Source organism: Luteibacter sp. RCC_6_2 (assembly GCF_041360655.1).
Lineage (GTDB): Bacteria > Pseudomonadota > Gammaproteobacteria > Xanthomonadales > Rhodanobacteraceae > Luteibacter.
In genome coordinates, this window is sequence record NZ_JBFUPQ010000012.1 from 38,320 (window position 1) to 61,371 (window position 23,052).

The following is a 23,052-nucleotide window of genomic DNA, read 5'->3' on the forward strand; positions in this document are numbered from 1 at the left end:
GCAAACACCCATCGCCGACAGGGTCGGCTCCCACCACGTCGCTTCTAGGACACGGGATTCGGCAAGTAATCACCCGGCCTGAACTCCCTGCGCATCCGCGGGATGGCGAAATCCACGAAGGCGCGAAGTTTCGGCAGTGACTGATGTCGGCTCGGGTAGTAAAGGGAAAACCCAGGAACCTCTTCACAATAGGGTTCGAGCACGGTCTGCAGATTCCCGCTTTCTAGATGCGACATCACGAGCGATTGCGGCACCTGGAAGAGCCCGACACCTCTCAATGCCGAGCGAATGCAGGCTTCGATGTCATTGCTCACGAGCGGCCCCTCGACGCCCACCGTGATGCGTTCACCGTCCACGACGAATTGCCAGTGATCGAGGGCTCGCACGGACTGACGGAGCAATATGCAACGGAAGCCTTGCAGATCGTATGGCGACGCCGGCCGACCGTGCTTCCGAAATAACTCCGGAGCTCCGACGACAACAAAGCGTTCCGGCGGCGTCAGCCACACCGCGACCATATCGACCTGGACGAAGTTTCCGAGACGTATCCCCGCGTCGAAACCCTCCTCGACGATATCTATCGGACGATCCTCGCCCACCAGTTCGAGTTCGACATTGGGATGGGCGTCGAGAAAGTCGGGCAGCAAGCGATTCACGAGGAGCGGCAAGATCGGCCTGGGCATATTGATGCGCAGCCGGCCCGTAATCTCGCCACCCAGGCCACTCGCGGCGTCCAATCCGGCCGTAAGCATGTCGACTGCGGGGCGCGCATGGGCGAGCAGGCGTTCACCCGCTTCGGTCAGCCCGACGCTTCGCGTCGTACGGGAGAAGAGCGGCGCGCCAACCCGCTCCTCCAGACTCCGTATCGCCTGACTGACCGCAGACGGCGTGACTCCAAGCTGCCGTGCCGCGGCACGAAAGCCCCGGCATTCCGCCACGGTCAAAAACATGACCAGTCCGTCCAGGTGGGTTCGAGCGATTGTTAAGTTCATCTACACGGCCCGTTCCGAATGTGCCTCATATCCGAATGATAGCGCGCGAGGTACCGTGAATCATTGAACTGACTTCTGGAGTACGCACATGTTTTTGGTGATGGGAATTACGGGAAAAGTTGGCGGCGCCACGACAACTCATTTGCTGGCGCAAGGCAAGAAAGTGCGTGCACTGGTCCGCGACCGCGCAAAGGCGGCAAAGTGGGTTGAACGAGGTGTCGAACTGGCCAGCGGCGACTGGAACGATGCGGCCTCGATCGAGCGGGCGCTCGAGGATGTCGATGGCGCGTTTGTCATGTTGCCTCCCATCTGGGCACCCTCACCGGACTTCAAGGAAGCAAAAGCCGTCATCGCGAACTACGTCGAGGCGCTCACCAAGGTACCGGTGCCGCGAGTCGTCGCGCTTTCGTCGATGGGCGCTAACAGAGCCAGCGGGACGGGGCTGATCACGGCTCTATCGCTTCTGGAGCAGGGCTTTCGTGACCTGAAACTGCCGACCGCCTATGTCCGGGCCGGTGAGTTCCTCGAAAATTTCCTTTATGGCCTGCATGTCGCCCAGGGCGGCACGCTGCCCGTCTTCCACAACCCGCCGAGCAGGAAGTCGGCCATGGTCGCGACCAACGATGTCGGCGCCGAGATCGCCACGCTTCTGAGCGGACCGGCCTGGCCGGGGCATCGGATCATCGAACTCGGTTCGATGGTTAGTGCGGATGAAGTCGCGGCGCAATTGGGCGATGTTATGAAACTCGACGTCACGGCCGTCTCTGTCCCGCGGGCCGCTTGGCCAGACACGTTCGAGCAATTTGGCGTTCCGAAGGGCCAGTCTGGCCTGGCCGAAACCATGTATGACTTCGTCAACGCCGGGGGGACGGATCTCGGGGTCGAGGGTACGGAGCACGTTGCGGGCGCGACGTCTGCCCGCGATGTTTTTTCGGCGGCCCGGAAAGCTACTTCAGCATAGAGTCGCGGGTAAGCTCCGATCTAACCGCAAGGCCAGACACATGTCGAAAATCTCCTGGCGCCGAATCTTGCCCTTCGTTCTCGCCGCATTCTTCGTCGTGGGCTCAGTCAGCAATCTCCTGGCTCCTGCGCCCATCTACGAGGAATACCTGAAATGGGGCTACCCACGCTGGCTCCATTTCGTGACTGGATCGCTGGAACTCGGTGCTGCCATCCTGCTCGTCCGGGTGCCGAGTCGCCTTTTGGGTTCGGCTCTCGGCTGCGCCGTCATGCTTGGCGCCCTCGCGACCGTTATTGTCCACGGGGACTATGGGCACGCCGTGCCACCACTCGTCGTGGCGACATTGTCACTTGTGGTTGGCTGGACAAGCTGGCGCATGCGGACTGCGAATCCCATGGATCAAGATCCTTGATCCACCTCGGATCAATCAGTAGAGCAAAGAACATGTGGACGGATGGTCTTGTCGTGAGCGAAAACGCTCGAGGTGAACATTGAAAGCAGATGCCAGGCGGCTTTTCTTGTGTGTTGTTCTGGTAGTCCTGGCACTGTCAGCCTCGACAGCAGGAGCCGCGACCGCGCAGGCCGGGTCGGAGCCGATCGCCGCACCGATCCCGCCTGCGCTCCCCGCCCCGTTGGACAGGCCGTTCCATGGCACGATTGAACTAGCCGTCAAGGCCACCGATACCGATCACCAGGTGTTCTCCATTCACGAGACGATTCCCGTCCAGGCACCGGGCGATACCGTGCTGCTCTACCCCGAATGGGAAACGGCCAGTCATGCGCCCACCGCCACCGTTGCGGAACTGACGGGATTGGCAATATCCATCGATGGCAAGGCGATAGAGTGGAGGCGCGATCCTGTGAATATGCACGCCTTCCACGTCGACGTGCCCAAGGAGGCGAGCTCGATCACACTGGATTTCCAATTTCTTGCGCCGGCACAAGCCCACCTGTTGCGGCCGGACATGGTGATCGTTCCCTGGCAGCGCGTGTTGCTTTATCCCGCCGGTTGGTACGTGCGAAATATCCCCGTGGCCGCGAAGCTCACACTGCCTCCTGGGCTGACGGCTTTCACGGCGTTGGCTTTCCAGACCATTGACGACGGAACGCTGGGATTCCAACCGGTATCGCTGGAGCAGTTGGTCGACGCTCCCGTCTACGCCGGGCGATATACACGCCGGATCATGTTGAACGAGGGCACGGTTCACCCGGTGACGCTCGACCTCCTGGCGGACGCGGAGAAAGACCTCGCGATCACTCGACCCGAAGTAGACCGTGTCAGGGCGCTCATCGGTCAGGGCCTCAAGACCTTCGGCTCGGCGCCCTATCGCCACTACGACGCCATCGTCACCCTGAGCGAGGTCTTATCGCCCGACGGCGGCGGTGGTGGCGTCGAACATCTCGAAGAAGGAGAAAACAATCTCCCCGCTGCGTACTTCACCCACCCGGCGGAACAACTCAACAACCTCGACCTGATCGCGCACGAATTCGTCCATGCGTGGAACGGACGGTGGCGCCAGCCGGCCGACTTATGGTCGCCTATCTTCAATCAACCGGTCGGAGGGTCGCTGCTGTGGGTGTATGAAGGGCAAAGCGAATTCTGGGGACGCGTGCTGGCCGCGCGCGCCGGCCTGCGCGATCGGCAGCAGACACTGGACAAGCTCGCAATGGATGCAGCCACCGTTGCCAACCGCAGCGGCCGACGTTGGAAAGACCTGCAGGACAGCACGAATGACGCGGTCTTCATGGCAAAGCACCATGTCGCGCTGCCTGACTGGCAACGCCGCGAGGATTATTACGCCGAAGGTGTGTTGCTATGGTTGGACGTGGATGCACGCTTGCGCCAGCTGAGCCATGAACAACGAGGCATCGACGACTTCGCACGGATCTTCTTCGTCAAGGACAGCACGCCATTGACGCGAACCTACACCTATCAGGACGTCCGCGATGCGCTGGACAAGATAGCGCCGGACGATTGGGCGGCCTTTCTCGATCGGCATCTTCATACCCGCAGCGCGGACGAAGCGATTGCCGGCCTGGCCCGTGCGGGCTGGAAACTTGTTTATAACGATACGCCCACCGAAACGTTCCGTCAGGACGAGGAAGAATCCGGCGCCATCAGTTTCGATTACTCGATCGGTCTACGGATCGAGCCGGATGGAACGGTTCAGTCGGTTCAATGGGACGGTCCGGCATTTAATGCGGGACTATCCCCAGGCGCCAAAGTGCTCGAGGTAGGCGGGCAACCTTTTTCGCCTCGCCTCCTGTTGACGGCGGTCAAATTGGCCGCATCGAAACCACCAAGCCTCCGTGTCGACATTGGCGGCAACAAACGCGTCGTTGATATCGATTATCGAGGGGGTCTGCGCTATCCCCACCTCGAGCGCATCAAGAATACGCCTGACCGATTGTCCGCGTTGCTCGACGCTAGATGATGCCTATGGCGCGACGCTATCAGTGCGCCGCCTTGGCCGAATGCCCCGCGACGTCGAGCACCCGCTGCACGAAATCCTCGAAGTCCTCTCCCTCCTGCTCCTGCGAACCCTCGGCATCGATCTGTCGCACGGCGACGATCTTCGCCGAAGGCAGCACGACGACGTATTGCCCACCGTCACCGTTTCCTGAGATGCAAGCCGTTGGCCCTGCCGTCATCTTGAACAGCCGATAGGGGCCGATACCGCGACTGATGAGTTCATCGCGCAGTGCATCCTTGTGATCGGGACCGAGCGCTTTCGCGATTCCTGCTTGCATCGTTTCGACATCGTCGAAGTGCACGCCCCGCAAGCCTTCCTGCAACGCAAGGGTGGTGGCCTCAGGCACGCCACGCTTGCGCAGCACATCGAACACCGCCGGGTCGTAATCGAAGTGACGGTAGGCAGGATCGATCCACCAGAGAAGCCCCATGCTGGCTTCGGCCTGCGGTTGACTCAAGGCGTCCACCACGTTCACGGGCAATAGCTGCTTCCCGCGCCACTGGCCCTTGTCGAGCATCAGCTGGCCGACCTTGCCGAGATCGGCCGCGGTGAGCGGCAGTCCGGCCATGCCATAAGGATGTCCCGCCTTGTCTTTCTCCCACGGACCAGGCTTGATATCCATGGATTTGAATAAGCCGTCGCGGAAGAAAACGTCCATCGGCTTACCCGATGCTTTCTCGATGATGCCGGCGAGCAGGTTCACGGCCTTGTTGTTGTAGTTGGGGTCCGTGCCCGGAGTGCCGACGATCTCCGCCGCAAGCGCGAGCTGGATGGCGTCGGGCGCGGGATAGATTTCAACGGTGGTGTTCATTACGTTTTGCATGCCGGACGTATGGTTCATCAGCATGCGAATGGTGATGATCTTCTTCCGGCCCTGACGCCATTCCGGATAGAAATCCGCTACCGGCTGGTCGAACGACTTGATCTTTCCTTCGGCCACCAGCTGTGCGACACCTAGCGCCACGACCGACTTGGTCACCGACATAAGGTCGATCGGGCCCGGTGCCTTGCCACCCTTGTAGTAGTGCCCGATCTCGCGTCCGTCCTGCCAGATGACCATCGCGTCGCTATGCGTCGCCTCACTGCGTTTCAGCAGGGCCTCAAGCGCAAGTTTTTGCGAAGAAGAAGACGGCGCGGCAAGCGCCGTTGAGGCAACCAGAAAGCCGATCACGGCCATGCCAAGCAGCTTGCGCATCACGTCACTCCCTTGAAGAGGCAAGACCGTATCAACCGCCCTGGCCCGATCCATGTGCCGCTAGTCATCTCACCTTGCCGAGTCACGCTGTTGCAAGCGGCGGATAAGGCGCTAGTTCTTCACCACCCGGTTATGCCAAGGCATCACGCTTAGCAAAGATGCCAGCCATCTCCACCATGTTCTCCGTTCCCCACGTACACAGCGGAACTATCGCCTCAGCCAGGCTTCGACCGAGAGGCGTCAATGAGTAGTCCACGCGCGGCGGCACCTCTTTGTAGTCGGTCCGCGCCAGCACGTGATCCATCTCAAGATCCTTCAATTGCTGGATCAGCACCTTGTCGCTGACGCCCGGGATCAAGCGCTTGAGTTCGCCGTAGCGCTTCGGTCCGTCGCGCAGGAAAAACAGGACCAGTGGTTTCCACTTGCCCGAGATGATGCGGAGCGTGGCGTTGAGCCCGCAGCCGGGATCGCATGTTTCACGAGGCGTCGTCATTTGGGTACTTACCAAAAAGTGCATACTTGTCCTTAGGTTATCAGCGCCACATCCTTGGTCTCAAGTGAGCAGTTCGCTGCTTCCGAACAACTCCAACCAAGGATCAACATCATGACCAGACTGAATGGAAAGACCGCCGTGATCACCGGCGGCGCTACCGGCATCGGCCGCGCCGCGGCGAAGCGCTTCATCGAAGAGGGTGCCTTCGTCTTCATCTTCGGCCGCCGGCAGGAAGCGCTGGACGCCGCCGTGGCCGACCTCGGACCCAATGCCCGTGCGGTGAAGGGCTCGGTCTCCGATCCGGCCGACCTCGACCGCCTCTATGCGGCAGTGAAAGCCGAGCGCGGAACACTCGACATCGTCCTCGCCAATGCCGGCGCGGGAAGCCTGCTTCCGCTGGGCAAGATCACCGCCGAGCACATCGACGAAACCTTCGACACCAATGTGAAGGGCACGATCTTCACGGTCCAGAAGGCGCTGCCGCTGATGGGCAATGGCGGTTCGATCATCCTGACCGGATCGAGCGCCGGCACCACAGGCGCACCGGGCATGAGCGCCTATAGTGCGAGCAAGGCAGCCGTACGCAACCTCGCCCGGACCTGGGCGGAAGACCTGAAAGGCACCGGCATCCGGGTCAACGTGCTGTCGCCCGGTGCAACGGCGACCGAACTCGCGAAGGAAGCGCTGGGCGAAGAAGGTCAGAAGGTCTTCGCCTCGATGACTCCGCTCCAGCGCATGGCCGACCCAGCGGAGATCGGAGCGGTGGCTGCCTTCCTCGCGTCGTCGGACAGCAGCTTCATGACCGCCAGCGAAGTCGCCGTCGACGGCGGCCTGGCACAACTCTGACGCGCCACGCCCGGCCGGTCACTCCGCTCGACATGCGGAAACTGCCGGGCGTGCCAAGCCAAAGGAAACCCTATGAGCTACGCAATTATCGGCTTTGGCAAGATCGGCCAGGCTCTTGCCAAGGCGTTTGCCCGTAACGGCATCGAAGTATCCGTTGCCACCACGCGCGATCCAGAAAGCTTCGCAGCCGATGCAGCCGCGATCGGGCCCACGGTCATTCCCAAGATGCTGGCGGAAGCGGCAAAGGCGGATATAGTCTTTTTGGCCGTTCGTTTCGAGGCGCACCAGGAAGTGGCGAAAACGCTTCCCAGCTGGCAAGGAAAGACTATCGTCGACGTGACCAATGCTTACGGCGTGCCTCCTGAAGAACTAGGGGGACAGCCTTCGTCCAGGTTCGTAGCGCAGGCCTTCACGGGTGGAAGGTTGGTCAAGGGCTTCAACCATTTGGGCGCTGCCGTCCTTGGACAAGATCCGGCCGTACATGGCGGGAGGAGAGTCGTATTCCTGGCGAGCGACGATGACAGCGCCGCGGCGGAAATTGCCGTGCTTGCGGAGCACCTCGGTTTCTCGCCGATCAAGCTTGGCGGCCTTTCGGAAGGCGGAATGCTAGTGCAGGCGCGTGGGAATAGTTGGGGTCAACTGATCTTCAAGGACTTGACCAAGTTCGACTGATGAAAGCGAGGGACGCCATCCTCACATCGCCTCCTTGAGCCCCTTGGCAATCAAGAGTCGATTGACAGGAAACGACGTAACGAATCCTCCGATCATCGCCCATTGCATGGCGAACCAGAAGGTACTGCTCGCGGCATCCGGCCGCTGGCCAAGGAAGCGCGGGTACAACACGAACTGGAACAAGGCCATCACCGCAAACATGCCGATCTGCCACGCAGCCAAGGATGCGGCATCTGCCTTGATGGCCGCCTTGATGCCAGCTTTCCCAGAAATACCGCGCATCGGGGCTATGGCGAAATACTGAAAAAGGATGCCGAAGGCGAAGGCGAGCATGCTGTCGAATATCCAGGTGGCAAATAGCTTTTCAGCGAAAAGCCAATGCCAACCGAATCCAACCGCGACCGGTGGAATGGCGAAAACGATCCATTCCGCCGCGAGATCGCCCAGGGTACAGCCGCTACCGCAATGCAGGGTGCCCTTGGCGACGGTCACCCACTCCGGCGCTTTTCCTGGCCCACTTCGGCCGTACCGCCAGTACATCCACACCATGACGAACCCGCCGAACAGCGCGCACAAGGGCCAGACCGCATTCATGATCGCCATCTTTTGGGGATGCCGCGCGACATGCACTGCTAGCCCGGCGGCACAAACCATTCCGCTAAGAAGGCTTATCCGGCACAGCCACACGTACATGGACACGGTCATGGCATGACCGTAAGCCATCATCCGTCAACAAAGGCGCAAGGGTTCGCCCATGTGGCTAAGCAACCCTGGATAAGTTCTTGAACGCCATCCCCAAGGTATGCAGCGCACTGCGCGAGCGACTGTCATGAAGTGCCGAATACAGCACCACCTCATGCGTAGGTAGCGGAGGAAGTGAAAGCGCCTGGCCGACGTCGACGGTGCCAGACGGCGCCACCCGCCTCGGCAACACCGCGACTGCCAAACCGATCGCCGCCGCGGCTCCCACCACGGCAGCACCCTTGCCGATGAACACCTCCGTCCAGGCGATGCCGGCACTATCCAGCGCACGTACCGCAGCCGCGCGAATACTGCATGTTTCGCCCTGGGTCGACAGCGGCAGCGGTTGACCCGCGCGCGGTTGCCAGTGCGGAGCGGCGATCCATGCGAACGATTCGGCAAACAGCACCTCACCGTTGCGACGGCGATCTTCCGGCTGCAGCACCAGGGCGGCATCCAGCACGCCATCATCGTAGGCCTTGATCACCTCGTTCGAACCGGCCACGCGTAGCTCGATCACCAGATGAGGATCGTGCTCGTTCATCCAGAGCAACAAGCCCGGCAATTCGCTACCCACCAACTGATGGCTGACGCCGATAACAAGCCGACGCTGTTTCACTTCAAATGACGCGATGGCGCGCTCATGCGCCCCGACCAACTCGCGAGCAGCGTCCATGAAGGCGGCTCCCTCGGCGGATAGCCTCACTTGGCGCGGCGTCCGCTCCAGCAGTCGGCGGCCAAGCTGGTCTTCCAATCGGCGCAATTTCAGGCTGATCGCCGACTGCGTGCTGTTCAACGCATCCGCGGCGCGGGTGAAGCTCTGTAACTCAGCGGTCAGGACAAAGGCTTTGACGGCATCGAGGTCGAGGGCTTTCATGGCTTATCCATTTCATTATTAAATGGCTGAAACACATATTCATATATGTTCGAAATGAATGGTAGCGCACTAAACTGCGCCCCACATCGGCAGGAAACCCGTCATGAAATCCTCGAAGACGCTCCTATTCGCCCTTCTGGCCCTTCTCCCGATCCCCGCGGTCACTGCCTCGGAACCCGGCAAGGTGAATACGGCCGCCGCCATCGAAGGCACCTGGACACTCGCCTTCGCCGACGTTCAACACCCGGATGGGACGCGGACGCATGACTACGGCGATGCCCCGAAGGGCGTGCTGCAAATCGATCACGCCGGCCACTACTCGTTGTTTATCTTCAACAGCTCCCGCCCCAGGTTCGCCGCCAACGACAAGAACGCGGGCACGCCGGATGAATTCCGATCGGCCACATTGGGAACGAGTTCTCACTTTGGAACGGTCGAGGCCGATCCCGTGAAGCGAACGCTCACTTTCCATATCGAGGGAGCGACGTACCCGAATTGGGAGGGAACGACCCAGGTGCGTGGGTACGAAATGAGCGGCGATACGCTGAGTTATAAGGTGCCGCCGCGGCCTAATGGCGATACTCCACTGACGGGTTGGAAGCGAATTTCCCGCTGATCCAGGCACAGGGCACCCGCTCGCGTGAGCGTCCCGCGAGCGGACTCCACCCAGAACGTCCTGCAACACCTCTCCACAGGTAGTTGACAACCGCATCTTCCTGCACCAGCATGGATTTCCCATTCGGACTTCTAAACGCCCAGACATCTGGTCGTCCTCCGGAGTAGAACCCATGATCACGCAGCTTACGACCGACACGCGCCATCCGATCGTCTCCACGATCGGTGCGTGTTGCTGTTGTCCTGCCTGATCGCGGCATTGCGCCTGCGCCCCTCCGCCTGACGGGCGGATAAAACACCTATCCCCAAGCCCCCCTGCGCCACGCGCGGCTCGCAGCCGCGTGTCGTACCGCTGCCCGCACCATCCAGGAATCCGTTCATGAGGCATGCTCTACCCGCACGCTTGTCGCTGTCCGTACTTTTCGCCGCCAGCGTGTATGGCCCCGTCACCCGCGCCGAAGACACCGACAAGACCGAGGACGCCACCAAACTGCAGACGGTGGTCGTCACCGGCACCCGTTCCGTCAATCGCAGCCAAAGCAGCTCGTTGTCACCGATCGACGTGGTCACGTCGCAAGACTTGCAGTCGTTCGGCGACACCCAGCTAGGCGCCGTGCTCTCGCGCCTCACTCCTTCGCTCAACTTCCCTCGCGCACCGGGTAATGACGGCTCAGGCATCGTGCGCCCGGCCGCGCTACGCGGCCTGTCCCCCGACGAGACGCTGGTCCTGGTCAACGGCAAGCGCTGGCACACCAGTGCGCTGCTCAACTTGCAGGGTGCGCTCGGTCGCGGCTCCGCGCCCGCCGACCTCAACTCGATCCCGATCTCCGCCATCGACCACATCGAAGTGCTGCGCGACGGCGCCTCGGCCCAGTACGGCTCGGATGCGATCGCGGGCGTGATCAACATCGTGCTCAAGGGTGCCGCCGGTGCCGGGACCAATGAAGCGAGCATCACCGCGGGACGCTATAGCGCGGGGGACGGCAAGCAGTGGCAGGGCGAAGCCAGCCTTGGTGTTCCGCTCGGGGGAGACAAGGGCTGGGCACGCCTGAGCCTGGTCCAGGGCCATGCGGACGCGACCAACCGTGGTGGCCGCGACTACCGCGATCCGTCCTCGCCCATTTACGGCCAGCGGACGCAGCGCATCGGCGAGCCGGACATCAGCAATCACCAGGCCCTGCTCAACGTCCAGTACGCCTTGGCCTCGAACGTTGACTTCTACGCCTTCGCCAGCACCAGCAGCCGCGAGGGCACGTCGCCCGCCCTGTTCCGCACCTACGACAGCGCACGCAACGTACCGTCGATCTATCCCAACGGCTACCTGCCGCTCAACGATGTGCGTTCCATCGACAGCGCCGTTGTCGCCGGCGTGCGTGGCACCACCGCGAACGGGTGGCGCTGGGATATCAGCGGCAACTACGGGCGCGATCGGGTCAGCATCGATCCGACGCATACGCTCAACGTCGATCTCGGCGCGGCGAGCCCCACCCGCTTCAACGCCGGGCGCCTCATCGCCACGCAGAAGGCGTTCGATGTCGATGTGGCCCGCGATCTCGACGTGGGTTGGCTGACCAATCCGGTGACCCTCGCTTTCGGCATCGAGTATCTGCACCAGCAGTACGCGATCGAAGCTGGCGACCCGGCGTCGTACGTCGGCACGGGGTCCCAGGGCTTTCCCGGATTCACGCCAGGTGATGCGGGGCGGCACAGTCGTCACGACGTCGCCGAGTACATCAGCCTGGAAAACCAGATCACCGACAAACTGAGCGGCTCGCTGGCGGTCCGTCACGAGGATTACAGCGACTTCGGCAACACCACCTCGGGCACGTTGTCGGCACGCTACGACTTCACGGATAGCTTCGCGCTGCGTGGCACGGCGGCGACGGGTTTCCGCGCGCCATCGCTGCCGCAGCAGTACTACACGACCACATCGACGAACGTCATCGGTGGCGTGCCCACGCAGATCCGTAACTTCGCGGTGAGCGATCCGGTCGCCCGCGCGCTCGGCGCGGAACCGCTCAAGCCCGAGAAGTCACATAACTACACCCTCGGCGCCGTGTATGCGCCCGGCGCGTGGACGCTGTCACTCGACCTGTACCAGATCACCATCGGCAATCGCATCGTCCCTTCCGAGAACCTCGTCGGCGACGACGTGCTGGCTTACCTGGATAGCCAGGGCTTCGCCAATATCCAAGGTGGCAGCTACTTCACCAATGCCTTGAAGACACGCACGCGCGGCGTCGATCTCAGCGGCGGCTACCGCCTCGACCTCGGGAACGCGGGCAAACTCCAGCTCACAGCCGCCTACAACCGCAACCACACGTCGATTCTCTCGGTGGCACCCAACCCCGCCTCGCTTGCCGAGAGCGGACTGGAACTGGTGCGCGTCGGACATATCGCGCAGGGCTACATCACCAACGGCGCGCCACGCGACAAGATCGCCTTCGGCGCCGACTACGGCATTCGCGACTGGAGCGTGCATGCGTCGCTGACGCGCTATGGGCAGTTCACGGTCAACCAGGACCCCGTCAGCAATCCGGGCTTCGACCAGGTCTTTCCTGCGCGCTGGTTGCTCGATCTCTCCACCAGCTACGCGGTCCACGGCTGGACCTTCACGGCAGGCGTCGACAACCTCACCAACGTCTATCCGCAGAAGTACAAGGCCGGAAGCGACGGTGCCGTGGGTGGCACCTGGCCCTATCCCGATTACTCGCCGTTCGGCTACAGCGGACGCTACCTGTACACCCGCGTCGCCTATCGCTGGTGACCGCGCTTTTCCCACGACCATCCAGGGGCTACAACGTGCATTCCAGGCTACCGATCCGCCGCCGTCTGCTGGCTGCGACACTCCTCTCCGCGCTCGGCGCCCAAGCCGCCTTCGCCCAATCGACCACCGGCGCCATCTCGGGCCAGGTCAGCGATGCGCAAGGCGCCACCGTCGTCGTACAAGGTGGCAATGGCCTGACCCGTGAGGTCACGGTCGATGCCAAGGGGCGCTACAGCGCAAGCCAGCTTCCGCTCGGCACCTATACCGTCACCCTGCGGCGCAACGGCGTCGACGTCGACACCCGCAAGGACGTGGGACTCAGGGTGGGCGCGTCGACCGATGTTTCCTTCGTTGCCAGCGCGGCCAATCTCGAAGGCGTCAGTGTCAGTGCCTCGCGACTGCCCGACATCGACGTGACCTCCGTAGACTCCCGCTCGGTGATCACCGCCGACCAGCTGGCCAAGCTGCCCCTCACCCGCAACGCGGACGAAATCGCCCGGCTCGCCCCCGGCGTCGTCTCCAACAGTGGCGGATTCAAGGGCCCGACCGGGTCGTCGCTGAACAGCTTCGGCGGCTCGGCGGCCAGCGAGAACGCCTATTACATCAACGGCTACAACGTGACCGACCCACAGCGCGGCATGGGTGGCATCTCCCTGCCCTACGGTGCCGTCGACCAGCAGGAAGTCTATACGGGTGGTTACAGCGCTCAGTACGGACGCTCCGATGGCGGCGTCATCAACCAGGTCGGTAAACGCGGCAGCAACGAGTGGCACTTCGGCGGACAAGTGCTCTGGGAGCCGGCCTTCGCGCGCGCCGGGTCGGCCAACACGTATTACACCAACGGTCTGCCCGCCTCGCCCGTCGCGGGTGACCTCTACCAGCCCAATCGCGAGGATCGCAGTTGGGTAACCACGGTGAGCAGTTACGTCGGCGGCCCGCTGATCAAGGACAAACTGTTCTTCTTCCTGGCCGGCGAGTTCGAGCGGCAGGAAGGCTCGACGCACAACGACGTGGACGACACGAGTCCGGACGTGCAATACCGGTATGGCTCGCCGCGCTGGTACGGCAAGCTGGACTGGAACATCACGGACAGCCACATCCTCGAGGTCACCAGCGCCTCCAGCAAGCGCGAGACGCAAGGCACGATCTACGATTACGACTACAGCACGCTACGTCGCGGCGAACGGATCGGCTCGGCTGACGACACCAAGACGGGCGGCGACGTCTGGTCGGCCAAGTACACCGGTTACATCACGGACAACCTCACCGTGTCGGCGCTGTACGGCAAGATGAAGCTGGACCAGTACGACCAGCCGGGCTCGTATGACGGCGACCTGACCTACGTGAACGGGCTGACCAACCAGAATCCCGCACTCAACGGTGGCTCGCCATTCGGTAACAACCAGACCGTACAGACGCTGACCAATCCTGGCCGCAGCACTCGCAGCACCAACACACGCTTCGATGTGACCTATGTGCTCGGCGATCACACGATCAGCGCGGGCATCGACAACCAGGTCACCCGCGCCATCGACCAGGGCTCGCAGGCCTCGGGCGACGGCTATTACTGGACCTACGGCAAGGCCGACCCGAATACGCCGATCTCCACGGGGCTGGGCGTCCCCGCCACCGGTGGCATCGTCAACGGCCAGCAAGGCTATTACGTGGTCCGGCATGTGGTCAGTTCGCTGGCGAGCGTGCGCGCAAGCCAGAAAGCCCAGTACATCGAGGACAAATGGCAGGTCAATGATCGATGGCTGCTCTCGCTGGGCCTGCGCAACGACCAGTTCGAGAACTACAACCGCGACGGCGATGCCTATGTCACGCAGCACCGGCCGCAGTGGGCGCCGCGCCTCGGCTTCAGCTGGGACGTGAATGGCGACGCCAGCTTCAAGGTCTACGGTAACGCTGGTCGCTACTATCTCGGCTTGCCGCTCAACCCCGGCCTCAACGCCGCCGGTGCGTCGCTCAGCACGTCGCAGTACTTCACCTATGGCGGCATCGACGCGCAGGGCCTGCCCACGGGCCTCACCGCCTTTTCGCAGCCGGTCTCATCGAACAACTATTACGGCGTCCTGCCCGATCCGCGCACGGTCACGGCAAGCAACCTCAAGTCGGAGTACCAGGACGAGTTCATCCTCGGCTTCACCAAGACACTGGGTCAAGACTGGGTTTATGGCGCGAAGGCCACCCAGCGCATCCTGCGCAGCGCGATCGACGACTACTGCGATACCGACCGGATCATCGCCAAGGCGGCCGCACTCGGATACGACGTGACCACGACCAACAGCTGCTATCTGTTCAACCCGGGCCGGGCGAACACGTTCAACGTGATCGACACCTCCGGCAACCTGGTCGCCGTGCCGTTGAGCAACAGCGAACTGGGCTTTCAGAGCCTCAAGCGTCGCTACTACTCGCTGGAAGGATTCCTCGAACACCCCTTCGACGGCCGCTGGTACGGCAAGGTCGACTACGTGTTCTCGCGCAGCTATGGCAACACCGAAGGCCAGCTCCGCTCGGATCTCCAGCAGACCGCCGCCTCGACCAGCGAGGATTGGGACAACAGCTACATCATGGAGAACACCAATGGTCCGACCAATAACGACCACACCCATCAGCTGAAGCTGTTCGGCTACTACCAGCTGACGCCGGAATGGCTGGTCTCGGCCAACCTCAGCCTGACGTCCGGCTCGCCGAAGATCTGCCTTGGCTATTACGGCCCCGATTTCTCCGATCCCGGCAAGTACGGCGGCTCGTACCATTACTGCGACGGCGTGGCGTCACCGCCGGGCAAGCAGGGCCGGCTGCCCTGGATCCGCCAGCTCGACCTGGGCACGACGTACCGGCCGGCCTTCGCCGATGGCAAGTTGTCCTTCACCGCCAGCGTCTTCAACGTGTTCAACGAGCAGCGGCCGCTGAACCGGTACCCGTACTCGCAGACCGATCCCGGCGTGCCGGACCCGCAGTACGGGCAGGCGGTGGTGCGCCAGGTGCCGCGTTATGTGCGGCTTGGCGTGAGTTACGACTACTGAGCGTGGTAAGTACGAAGCCGGACAGCCCCTGTCCGGCTTCGTACGCTTGAGAGACCCGCGCCCAAGCTGGAATGCGGGTTCGGGCGTTGGCACGGCCCGTGCTGTAGCGCCCGCATGGACATCGCCAAACCCTCAGCCCCTTTACTTCGCCGGCCACGCACGTTGTGGCTTGCCGGCGCCGCCGCTGCCCTGGCGGTCCTGCTGGCCGCTTCGATGGCGATCGGCAGAGCCGCTCCCACCGTTACGCGTTCGGACGTCTGGATCGGGACCGCGCAACTCGGCGACATGAAGCGCGAGATCCGCGCCAACGGCACGCTCGTACCGAGACAGATCCGGTGGATCACGGCGGGAGCGGCCGCGACCGTCCAGCAAGTGGTCGTCGAAGCGGGCGCGCGGGTGAAGGCCGGTACCTTGATCCTGCAACTGGCCAATCCCGAACTGGGGGCCAATTTCGAGAAGCAGAAAGCGGCCCTCGCCGGTGCCGAAGCGGCGGTCGCTGCCCAGAAGGCCCTCCTCCGGTCGCAGTTGCTCGACGCCCAGGCCGTTCAGGCCCAGGCGGAGTCCGACCTGCTAACGGCCGATATCAAGCGTGTGGCCAACGAACGGGCATTCGCGAAAGGCGCCGCCGCGGAGATCGAGGTGAAGCAGAGCAGGATCACCGTCGAACAGGACCGGAAGCGTCTCGACATCCAGAGCCAACGGGTTTCCGCCATCCGCGCCAATGTCGAGGCGCAGGTGCGCGCCGAGGAAGCCAAGCGCGACGAGGCGGCCAGCGCGCTCGAAATCGCCCGGCAGCAGGTGGATTCATTGAGCGTCCGCGCCGGCATCGACGGCATCCTGCAACAGGTCGACGTGGAACCCGGGCAGCAGATCGCATCGGGCGCGAAGCTGGCGCGGGTCGCACGCCCCGATGACCTCATCGCCCGTCTGCAGGTCCCCGAGGCCCTTGCGAGCGACCTGGCCCTGGACCTCCCGGTCGATATCGATACGCGGAACGGCAAGGCCACCGGGCGCCTGATCCGGGTCGACCCGTCCGTACGCAATGGCAGCGTCACCGTCGACATCGCCTTCGACAAACCGCTACCCGCGGGCGCGCGTCCCGAACTTTCGGTGGAAGGCCGGGTAGTGCTCGGCACGCTGGCCCATGTGGTGAATGTCGGCCGTCCTTACGGGGCGGCGTCCAACACGGCGGGATCGCTGTTCGTGATCCGCGCCGGCGACGACAAGGCGTACCGCGTACCCGTCCGCTATGGCGCGATGTCGACCGACCGCGCCGTGGTGCTCGAGGGCCTGCGTGCTGGCGAGCAGGCCATTCTTTCGGATACCAGCCAGTGGAACGGCTATGACACCCTACGGTTACGCTGATATGGAGAGCGACCTCATGACACCCGTCGAACCCGCGAACGAACGTGTTCCCCTGATCCGCCTGGAAGGCCTGGGCAAGGTGTTCCACACCGACGAAGTGGAGACCCACGCACTCTCGGGGGTGTCGCTCGATGTTTCCTCAGGGGACTTTGTGGCCATCACCGGGCCATCCGGCTGTGGCAAGTCCACGCTGTTGTCGATGCTCGGCCTGCTCGATTCGCCCAGCGCGGGACGCTTTCTGCTCGACGGTACCGACGTGGCCGGCCTCGACCTGCGCAGCAAGGCGCGGGTGCGCAACGCGAAGATCGGTTTCATCTTCCAGGCCTTCAACCTGATCGCCGACCTCACGGTGGAAGAGAACGTCGCGCTGCCGCTGACTTTCCGTGACGGATATCGCCGCGACGTGGCCCAACGCCGCGTGCGCGAGGTGCTCGACCGGGTGGGAATGAGTCATCGCCATCGCCACTATCCCGGGCAGCTCTCAGGAGGACAGCAGCAGCGTGTCGCCGTGGCACGCGCCCTCGTGGGCGAACCGCGCATCCTGCTGGCGGACGAACCGTCCGGCAACCTCGATTCACGCAATGGCGAGGCGGTGATGCAATTGCTCGAAGAGCTCAACCGGAGCGGAGCGACCCTTTGCATGGTCACTCACGATCCGGCGTTCGCACGGCGCGCCCACCGCGTGGTGCACATGCTCGACGGGCGCATCGTCGACGAAGACACCTTCGAACGGTTACGCGGCGAAGAGGACAAGGCGATGCCACTCCTACGCGAGGTGACGCCGTGATGCCCGCGTCCGTGATCATCGCTGAACTCCGGCAGTCCTGGCGCGGCCTCCTGCGACGGCCGGCGTTCCTGCTTTTGACCACGTTCACGCTTGCGATGGGAGTGGCGACGATCACCGCCATGTTCGCGCTGCTCGACCAGGCGCTGCTGAAACCCTTGCCATTTCCCCAGGCCGACCGGCTCGTTACGCTCGGAGCGTACATGGACGCGGACATGTACACGGCGGCACCCGGGTACTACGCACCGATTCGGGCGATACCATCGCTGGAATCGGCCGGCATGGTCGATGGCGGTGCGGTCGACGTGAACATCGCCCCCGACGGCCGGCCCCAGGTGGCGGTGGCGATGCACGCGGACCGCGGTTTCTTCGAGACCTTGGGATTGCCAATGGCGGTCGGCCGCAATTTCGACCAGGCGGAGGATCGTCCAAACGGACCCGGTGCCGTGATCCTCACGAACGCGTTCTGGCGTGCGCGGTTCGGCGCGGATCCATCGGTCGTGGGCCGAACGCTCCAGGTCGAAGGGCAAGGCATGCAGATCGTCGGCGTCTTGCCCCGGGAGTTCCAGTGGCCATGGGCTGTCGACCTGGTGCTATCGATGCAACCGGACCCGACATCCAGCAACATGTCAAACAATCAATTGATCGTCGGCCGCATGAAGCCCGGTGCGACGCTTGCAGGCACGTCGGCGGAGACGGCCGGCACGCTCGTTCCGCTGCTTCTCGCATCGTCCGACAACATGGCGAGGACGCGCGAGGCGATGCGACAGCAACCTCCGGCGGCGGCGCCGCTACTGGCCAGCGTCTTCGCGAGCAGTACGGGCAAGACCCTGTGGCTTTTCCTGGGCGCGGCGGCTTGCGTCTTGCTTATCGCCGTCATCAACCTCGCCAGCCTCATCCTGTTGCGTTCGCTTACCCGGACCCATGCAAGCGCCGTTCGTGCCGCCCTCGGCGCCTCCACCGGACGCCTCAGCATGCCGGCATTCGGCGAAGGATTGCTTATCGGACTGTTCGGGGCTGCGGTCGGCCTGGCCCTCGCCTGGATGGGCCTGCAACTGATCGGCGGAATCGTGCCACCGGAATGGTTGCGCGGCGAGCATGTCATGTTGACTGGCACGAGCGTCATCTTCGCGTTGGTCGCGGGTCTCGCCGCCGCGGCGGGTGCCACGATGCTCGCGGTGGTACGGAGCCGCCGACGTGACTGGCGAAGCGAACTGGTCGGCGGCGGGCGCAGCGGCATCAGCCGTGAGGACGGACGGGCCGGGCGGGTGCTCGTCGTGGCCCAGGTGGCCGTCGCCGTCGTGCTGCTGGTGGGGGCGGCCCTGTTCACGCGCACGCTGCACGAACTTGAGTCGGTGCCGATGGGATTCATCAGCCGCAATGTCACCACGTTTACACTTTCGCCGGTCAAGCAGCGCTACGTCACGATAGACCAGGTATCGGATCTCTCGCGCAAGGTTCTGGAGCGCTTGCGCCGGCTTCCGGAAGCCGACGGCGTGGGTGCGTCCAGTAACCTGCCGACGGGGTCGCAGCTCAACTGGCCGATCATCTTGCCCAATGGCGCGTTGGCCACCGCACAGTACCGCATGACCACCCCCGGCTTTCTGGAAGCCGTGGGAGTTCCCTTGCTGACGGGTCGCGGCATTTCAGACGGGGACGTGGCGGGCGCCGATCCGGTCTGCGTGGTGAGCGTGTCATTCGCACGCATGCATTTCGGCGAAGATAGCCCGCTCGGAAAGAACGTCATGCTGAGGATCGACGACACCCGGCAGGTCGCGTTGCGCATCGTGGGTGTGGTTGGCGACGTGCGTCAGAGGGGCCCGGCCAAACAGGCCCCACCCATCTTCTACACCCCCCTCGCCCAGGTGCCTGACGAGCTGTGGTCCGTGCTGAGGCAATTCGGCCCCTTGAGCTTCGCCGTCCGCTTGCATCCAGGGACTGGACTGGATGATGGGACCTTGCGCGACGCCGTCAATGAAGTCGCGCCAGGCCAGCCGATTTCCAACGTCCGCACACTGGAAACCGTGGTCGCATCGACGACCACCGCCCAGCGCCTCAACCTGCTGCTCGTCGGCATCTTCGCCGGATTGGCCTTGCTGCTGGCGTCGGTGGGCCTGTACGCGGTGATGTCCGTCGCGGTGACCGCTCACCGGCACGACTACGGGGTACGCGCCGCGCTCGGCGCCACGCGCGAGCGTCTCCTGTACATGGTGGTCCGCTCGGCGGCGATGCAGGTGGGGCTCGGATTGGCTATCGGGCTCGCGTTGTCGATGGTCCTTTCGCGTCTTCTGACCAGCTTCCTTTTCGGTATCCACATGCTCGATCCGTTGGCGATAGGCTCGGTCTTGCTCGTCCTCGGCCTGTCGGGCCTGTTGGCGAGCGTGCCGCCGGCATGGCGTGCGGCCCGGGTTCGGCCGATGCAGGCGTTACGGCTCGACTAGCCGTCCTCGTATCTACCTGACTAGACTGGCGCATGGCCGATAAACCCCACCCCAGCGAAACGCATCCGCACGTCCTCGTGGTCGACGACCAGGACGCCGTGCGCGATGCGTTGCGCCTGTTGTTGAAACATTCGGGCTATCACACCAGTGAAGCGGCAACGCCTGCCGATGCATTGGCGAATATCCAGAGTGCCGAGTACGCCGCTGTACTCGTCGACATGAACTACAGCCAGGACACGACCTCGGGAGAAGAAGGACTTGCGCTCATCCGCGAACTCGCTTCACGCAAGCCCGATCTTCCCGTGATCGCCATGACGGCATGGGCCAGCATCGAGTTGGCGGTGGAAGCGATCCGGGAAGGTGCCGTCGACTTCGTCGAGAAACCCTGGAAGAACGCGCGCCTGCTGAGCGTGCTCGAGTCGCGTATCGCCTTGCGGCGCAGTGAGAACGACGTGCGCCGCCTGAGCAAGGCGCAGGCCTTGCTGCTCGACGAAGGCGATGTCTTCGTCGCCGAATCGCAGGCCATGCGTCGGCTTATGGATGACGTGTCGCGCATCGCGAAGAGCGACGCCGCCGTCCTGTTGCTCGGCGAAAACGGCACCGGGAAGAGCGTGCTCGCGAAGCGCATCCATCGATTGTCTCCCCGTCGCGAACGCCCCTTCGTCAAGGTGGATATCGGCGGCCTTGCGCCGACCCTGTTCGAGGCCGAACTCTTCGGTCACGTGAAGGGCGCTTACACCGACGCACGACAAGACCGCGCCGGGCGATTCGAGACCGCCGATGGCGGCACCTTGTTCCTCGACGAGATCGGCAACCTGCCGCTGGAGCAACAACCCAAACTGCTGCGCGTGCTGGAAGATGGCGAGTTCGAGCGCCTCGGTGCCTCGCGCACGCAACGCGTAGATGTGCGCGTGGTCGCAGCCACCAATGCCGATCTCGACACCGAGGTGAATGCGGGACGCTTTCGGGAAGACCTCCTCTACCGCCTCAGCGTGTTTCCACTCCGCCTGCCGCCACTGCGCGAACGCCGTGACGACATCGTGCCGCTAGCTCGTCATTACCTGGCCGCTGCCAGCCGCCGGTACCGCCGCGACTCGCCGATTCTCGATAGCTCCGTCGAACGCGCCTTGCTCGATCATCCCTGGCCCGGAAACGTGCGCGAGCTGGCCCACGCCATGGAAAGGGCGGCGTTATTGGGCGCGGAGCGTGTCAGCGCCGATGACCTCCGCCTGCGCAGGTCGACGAAGCCGCGCAGTATGGAGGACATGACCCTGGACGATGCGGAAGCGATGTTGCTGCGCGTCGCGCTCGACCGCCACGATGGGAATCTCCTGCGTACAGCGGAGCATCTCGGCATCACTCGCCAGAGACTGTACCGCCGGCTGGAAAAGCACGGGCTTCAGCGTGATGAGGAGTAAGGCTTCTGGCGGCAACCTCCTCATCGTCTTGCCGGCACTGGTGGCGTTGTCCGGCGTGCTCGTGGTGGGTGTACCGCCGTTCGCCGAGTCTGTGGCGTTGTTGGTCATCGTGTCGCTGCTCACCCTGACCGCATGGCGTCTCTCCAGCGGACGCATGAGCCGCATGCAGACGGTGGCCAACCTGCTGGAAGCCTTGCGTGAAGGCGATTACGGCGTGCGCGCGTCGGGCGCGGGCAGCGACGATGACTATTCCGATATAGCGCGCCGTTTCAACGAGCTGGCCGTGAGGCTCCAGGATGAGCAGCGGGACCTTCAGGAATCCCTCCAGTTACTCAGCAAGACATTGGCCGCCCTCGACGGCGCCGTGTTCGCATTCGAGCGGGATGGCCGCTTGCGGCTCGTCAACCCCGCGGGCGAGCGACTGATGGCTCGTGCAGCCCCCGAACTGTTGGGTTCCGATGTGACGGAACTCGGTCTCTCCCCCTTGTTCGAGGTGCCTTCGGGCGGCATCGTTCCTTATCAATTCACAGGCCAGGCCGGCCGTTGGCAGGTGGCGCACGCCATGCTGCGGAGCCGCAGCCAAGAGGGGCGTCTTCTGGTCGTGCAGCCCATGGAGAGAGCGTTACGTGAAGAGGAGGCCCATGCCTTCCGCCGCCTGCTGCGCGTGCTCAGTCACGAGATCACCAATTCAATGGCACCCATCGGCTCGATGGTGGAGACCCTGCAGGGGCTCCTGCCTGGTGCAGGGAAGGCGATCGATGCGGACATCGATGCGGACCTTCGCCACGGGCTCGAGGTGATCGGCCAACGCAATGCCGCGCTGCAGCGATTCATCAGCCACTACGCCCGGCTCGCGCGTCTGCCGCCGCCGCAACCGGCGAGTATCGAGGCCGGCTCGTTGTGTGAGAGCGTGGTTCGGCTGTTCGACGATCCACGAATTCGTGTCGAACCGGGCGAAGCCCTGAGCCTGTATGGCGATCGTGATCAACTGGAGCAAGTGCTCATCAACCTGCTACGCAATGCGGTCGAGGCGGGTGGAGACAACGACGTGTTGCTGGGATGGCGGCGTCTCGAATCCCGCGTCGTCGTCGAGGTGAGCGACCTGGGCCCAGGTCTTCCACCGAGCGGAAACCTCTTCGTGCCATTCTTCACCACCAAGGCGTATGGCGCGGGTATCGGTCTGGCGCTATCGAGGCAGATCGTGGAGGCTCAGGACGGTACATTGGAGCTGCACGCCCGCGACGATTCGCGGGGGGTAGTGGCGCGGATGAGCCTTCCGTTGGCCGAACGGGACTGACAACTCGCCGGCACGGTGCCTCATATGGCGACCGCAACCAGCGCCCCCCGGGTTGGCGAACCCTCCAGGAACCACCGATGGA

General features: G+C 63.4%; 18 protein-coding genes. 13 read left to right on the plus strand and 5 right to left on the minus strand.

Features of this window, described 5'->3' with window-relative positions:
* Positions 1 to 44: 44 nt before the first annotated feature.
* The gene (locus tag AB6730_RS13925; RefSeq protein ID WP_371024205.1) at positions 45 to 950 is read right to left on the minus strand and encodes a LysR family transcriptional regulator; all 906 of its coding nucleotides are present in this window, start codon (positions 948 to 950) and stop codon (positions 45 to 47) included.
* 130 nt (positions 951 to 1,080) lie between these two features.
* Here AB6730_RS13925 and AB6730_RS13930 point away from each other — a divergent pair, with 130 nt between their 5' ends.
* The 3 genes from AB6730_RS13930 to AB6730_RS13940 all read left to right on the plus strand — a co-directional run bounded on the left by AB6730_RS13930 (position 1,081) and on the right by AB6730_RS13940 (position 4,388).
* Positions 1,081 to 1,953: an NmrA family NAD(P)-binding protein gene (locus AB6730_RS13930; protein WP_371024206.1), complete on the plus strand. Its 873-nt coding sequence runs from the start codon at positions 1,081 to 1,083 to the stop codon at positions 1,951 to 1,953.
* A 40-nt stretch (positions 1,954 to 1,993) separates the two neighbouring features.
* The gene (locus AB6730_RS13935; protein WP_371024207.1) at positions 1,994 to 2,365 is read left to right on the plus strand and encodes a DoxX family protein; all 372 of its coding nucleotides are present in this window, start codon (positions 1,994 to 1,996) and stop codon (positions 2,363 to 2,365) included.
* A gap of 79 nt (positions 2,366 to 2,444) precedes the next feature.
* Entirely contained in the window at positions 2,445 to 4,388 is a 1,944-nt protein-coding gene (locus AB6730_RS13940; protein WP_371024208.1) for a M61 family peptidase, read from the plus strand.
* A 19-nt stretch (positions 4,389 to 4,407) separates the two neighbouring features.
* On the opposite strand, the gene AB6730_RS13945 is transcribed toward AB6730_RS13940, so the two are convergent.
* Positions 4,408 to 5,622, minus strand: coding sequence for a serine hydrolase domain-containing protein (locus tag AB6730_RS13945; protein WP_371024315.1), 1,215 nt, complete (start codon positions 5,620 to 5,622; stop codon positions 4,408 to 4,410).
* Between the two features lie 130 nt (positions 5,623 to 5,752).
* Positions 5,753 to 6,115 carry a winged helix-turn-helix transcriptional regulator gene (locus tag AB6730_RS13950; protein ID WP_371024209.1) on the minus strand — a complete coding sequence of 121 codons (363 nt, stop codon included), beginning with the start codon at positions 6,113 to 6,115 and terminating at the stop codon, positions 5,753 to 5,755.
* Between the two features lie 111 nt (positions 6,116 to 6,226).
* Between AB6730_RS13950 and AB6730_RS13955 the strand changes: the two genes are divergently transcribed.
* Positions 6,227 to 6,961 carry an SDR family NAD(P)-dependent oxidoreductase gene (locus AB6730_RS13955; protein ID WP_371024210.1) on the plus strand — a complete coding sequence of 245 codons (735 nt, stop codon included), beginning with the start codon at positions 6,227 to 6,229 and terminating at the stop codon, positions 6,959 to 6,961.
* Positions 6,962 to 7,033: 72 nt separating this feature from the next.
* Positions 7,034 to 7,633, plus strand: coding sequence for an NADPH-dependent F420 reductase (locus AB6730_RS13960; RefSeq protein ID WP_371024211.1), 600 nt, complete (start codon positions 7,034 to 7,036; stop codon positions 7,631 to 7,633).
* Between the two features lie 21 nt (positions 7,634 to 7,654).
* Here AB6730_RS13960 and AB6730_RS13965 read toward each other — a convergent pair whose 3' ends face one another.
* Positions 7,655 to 8,338, minus strand: a complete 684-nt coding sequence (locus AB6730_RS13965; RefSeq protein WP_371024212.1) for a DUF4396 domain-containing protein — start codon at positions 8,336 to 8,338, stop codon at positions 7,655 to 7,657.
* A 55-nt stretch (positions 8,339 to 8,393) separates the two neighbouring features.
* Complete coding sequence (locus tag AB6730_RS13970; protein WP_371024213.1) at positions 8,394 to 9,251, minus strand: LysR family transcriptional regulator; 858 nt, start codon at positions 9,249 to 9,251, stop codon at positions 8,394 to 8,396.
* A 103-nt stretch (positions 9,252 to 9,354) separates the two neighbouring features.
* Here AB6730_RS13970 and AB6730_RS13975 point away from each other — a divergent pair, with 103 nt between their 5' ends.
* The 8 genes from AB6730_RS13975 (at position 9,355) to AB6730_RS14010 (ending at position 22,970) form a co-directional block, all read left to right on the plus strand.
* Positions 9,355 to 9,867 carry a lipocalin-like domain-containing protein gene (locus tag AB6730_RS13975; RefSeq protein ID WP_371024214.1) on the plus strand — a complete coding sequence of 171 codons (513 nt, stop codon included), beginning with the start codon at positions 9,355 to 9,357 and terminating at the stop codon, positions 9,865 to 9,867.
* 378 nt (positions 9,868 to 10,245) lie between these two features.
* Positions 10,246 to 12,633 (plus strand): TonB-dependent receptor, encoded by a 2,388-nt coding sequence (locus AB6730_RS13980; protein ID WP_371024215.1) that lies wholly within the window; start codon positions 10,246 to 10,248, stop codon positions 12,631 to 12,633.
* Positions 12,634 to 12,668: 35 nt separating this feature from the next.
* On the plus strand, positions 12,669 to 15,665 hold the full coding sequence (locus AB6730_RS13985; protein ID WP_371024216.1) for a TonB-dependent receptor plug domain-containing protein: 2,997 nt from the start codon (positions 12,669 to 12,671) through the stop codon (positions 15,663 to 15,665).
* A 213-nt stretch (positions 15,666 to 15,878) separates the two neighbouring features.
* Positions 15,879 to 17,030: an efflux RND transporter periplasmic adaptor subunit gene (locus tag AB6730_RS13990; protein WP_371024217.1), complete on the plus strand. Its 1,152-nt coding sequence runs from the start codon at positions 15,879 to 15,881 to the stop codon at positions 17,028 to 17,030.
* Positions 17,031 to 17,046: 16 nt separating this feature from the next.
* Complete coding sequence (locus tag AB6730_RS13995; RefSeq protein WP_371024218.1) at positions 17,047 to 17,817, plus strand: ABC transporter ATP-binding protein; 771 nt, start codon at positions 17,047 to 17,049, stop codon at positions 17,815 to 17,817.
* Positions 17,817 to 20,255, plus strand: coding sequence for an ADOP family duplicated permease (locus tag AB6730_RS14000; RefSeq protein WP_371024219.1), 2,439 nt, complete (start codon positions 17,817 to 17,819; stop codon positions 20,253 to 20,255). The genes AB6730_RS13995 and AB6730_RS14000 overlap by 1 nt, the downstream gene beginning before the upstream one ends.
* 32 nt (positions 20,256 to 20,287) lie before the next feature.
* Complete coding sequence (locus AB6730_RS14005; RefSeq protein ID WP_371024220.1) at positions 20,288 to 21,673, plus strand: sigma-54-dependent transcriptional regulator; 1,386 nt, start codon at positions 20,288 to 20,290, stop codon at positions 21,671 to 21,673.
* Positions 21,663 to 22,970, plus strand: coding sequence for a PAS domain-containing sensor histidine kinase (locus AB6730_RS14010; RefSeq protein WP_371024316.1), 1,308 nt, complete (start codon positions 21,663 to 21,665; stop codon positions 22,968 to 22,970). Before AB6730_RS14005 ends, AB6730_RS14010 begins: the two co-directional genes overlap by 11 nt.
* Positions 22,971 to 23,052 lie beyond the last annotated feature (82 nt).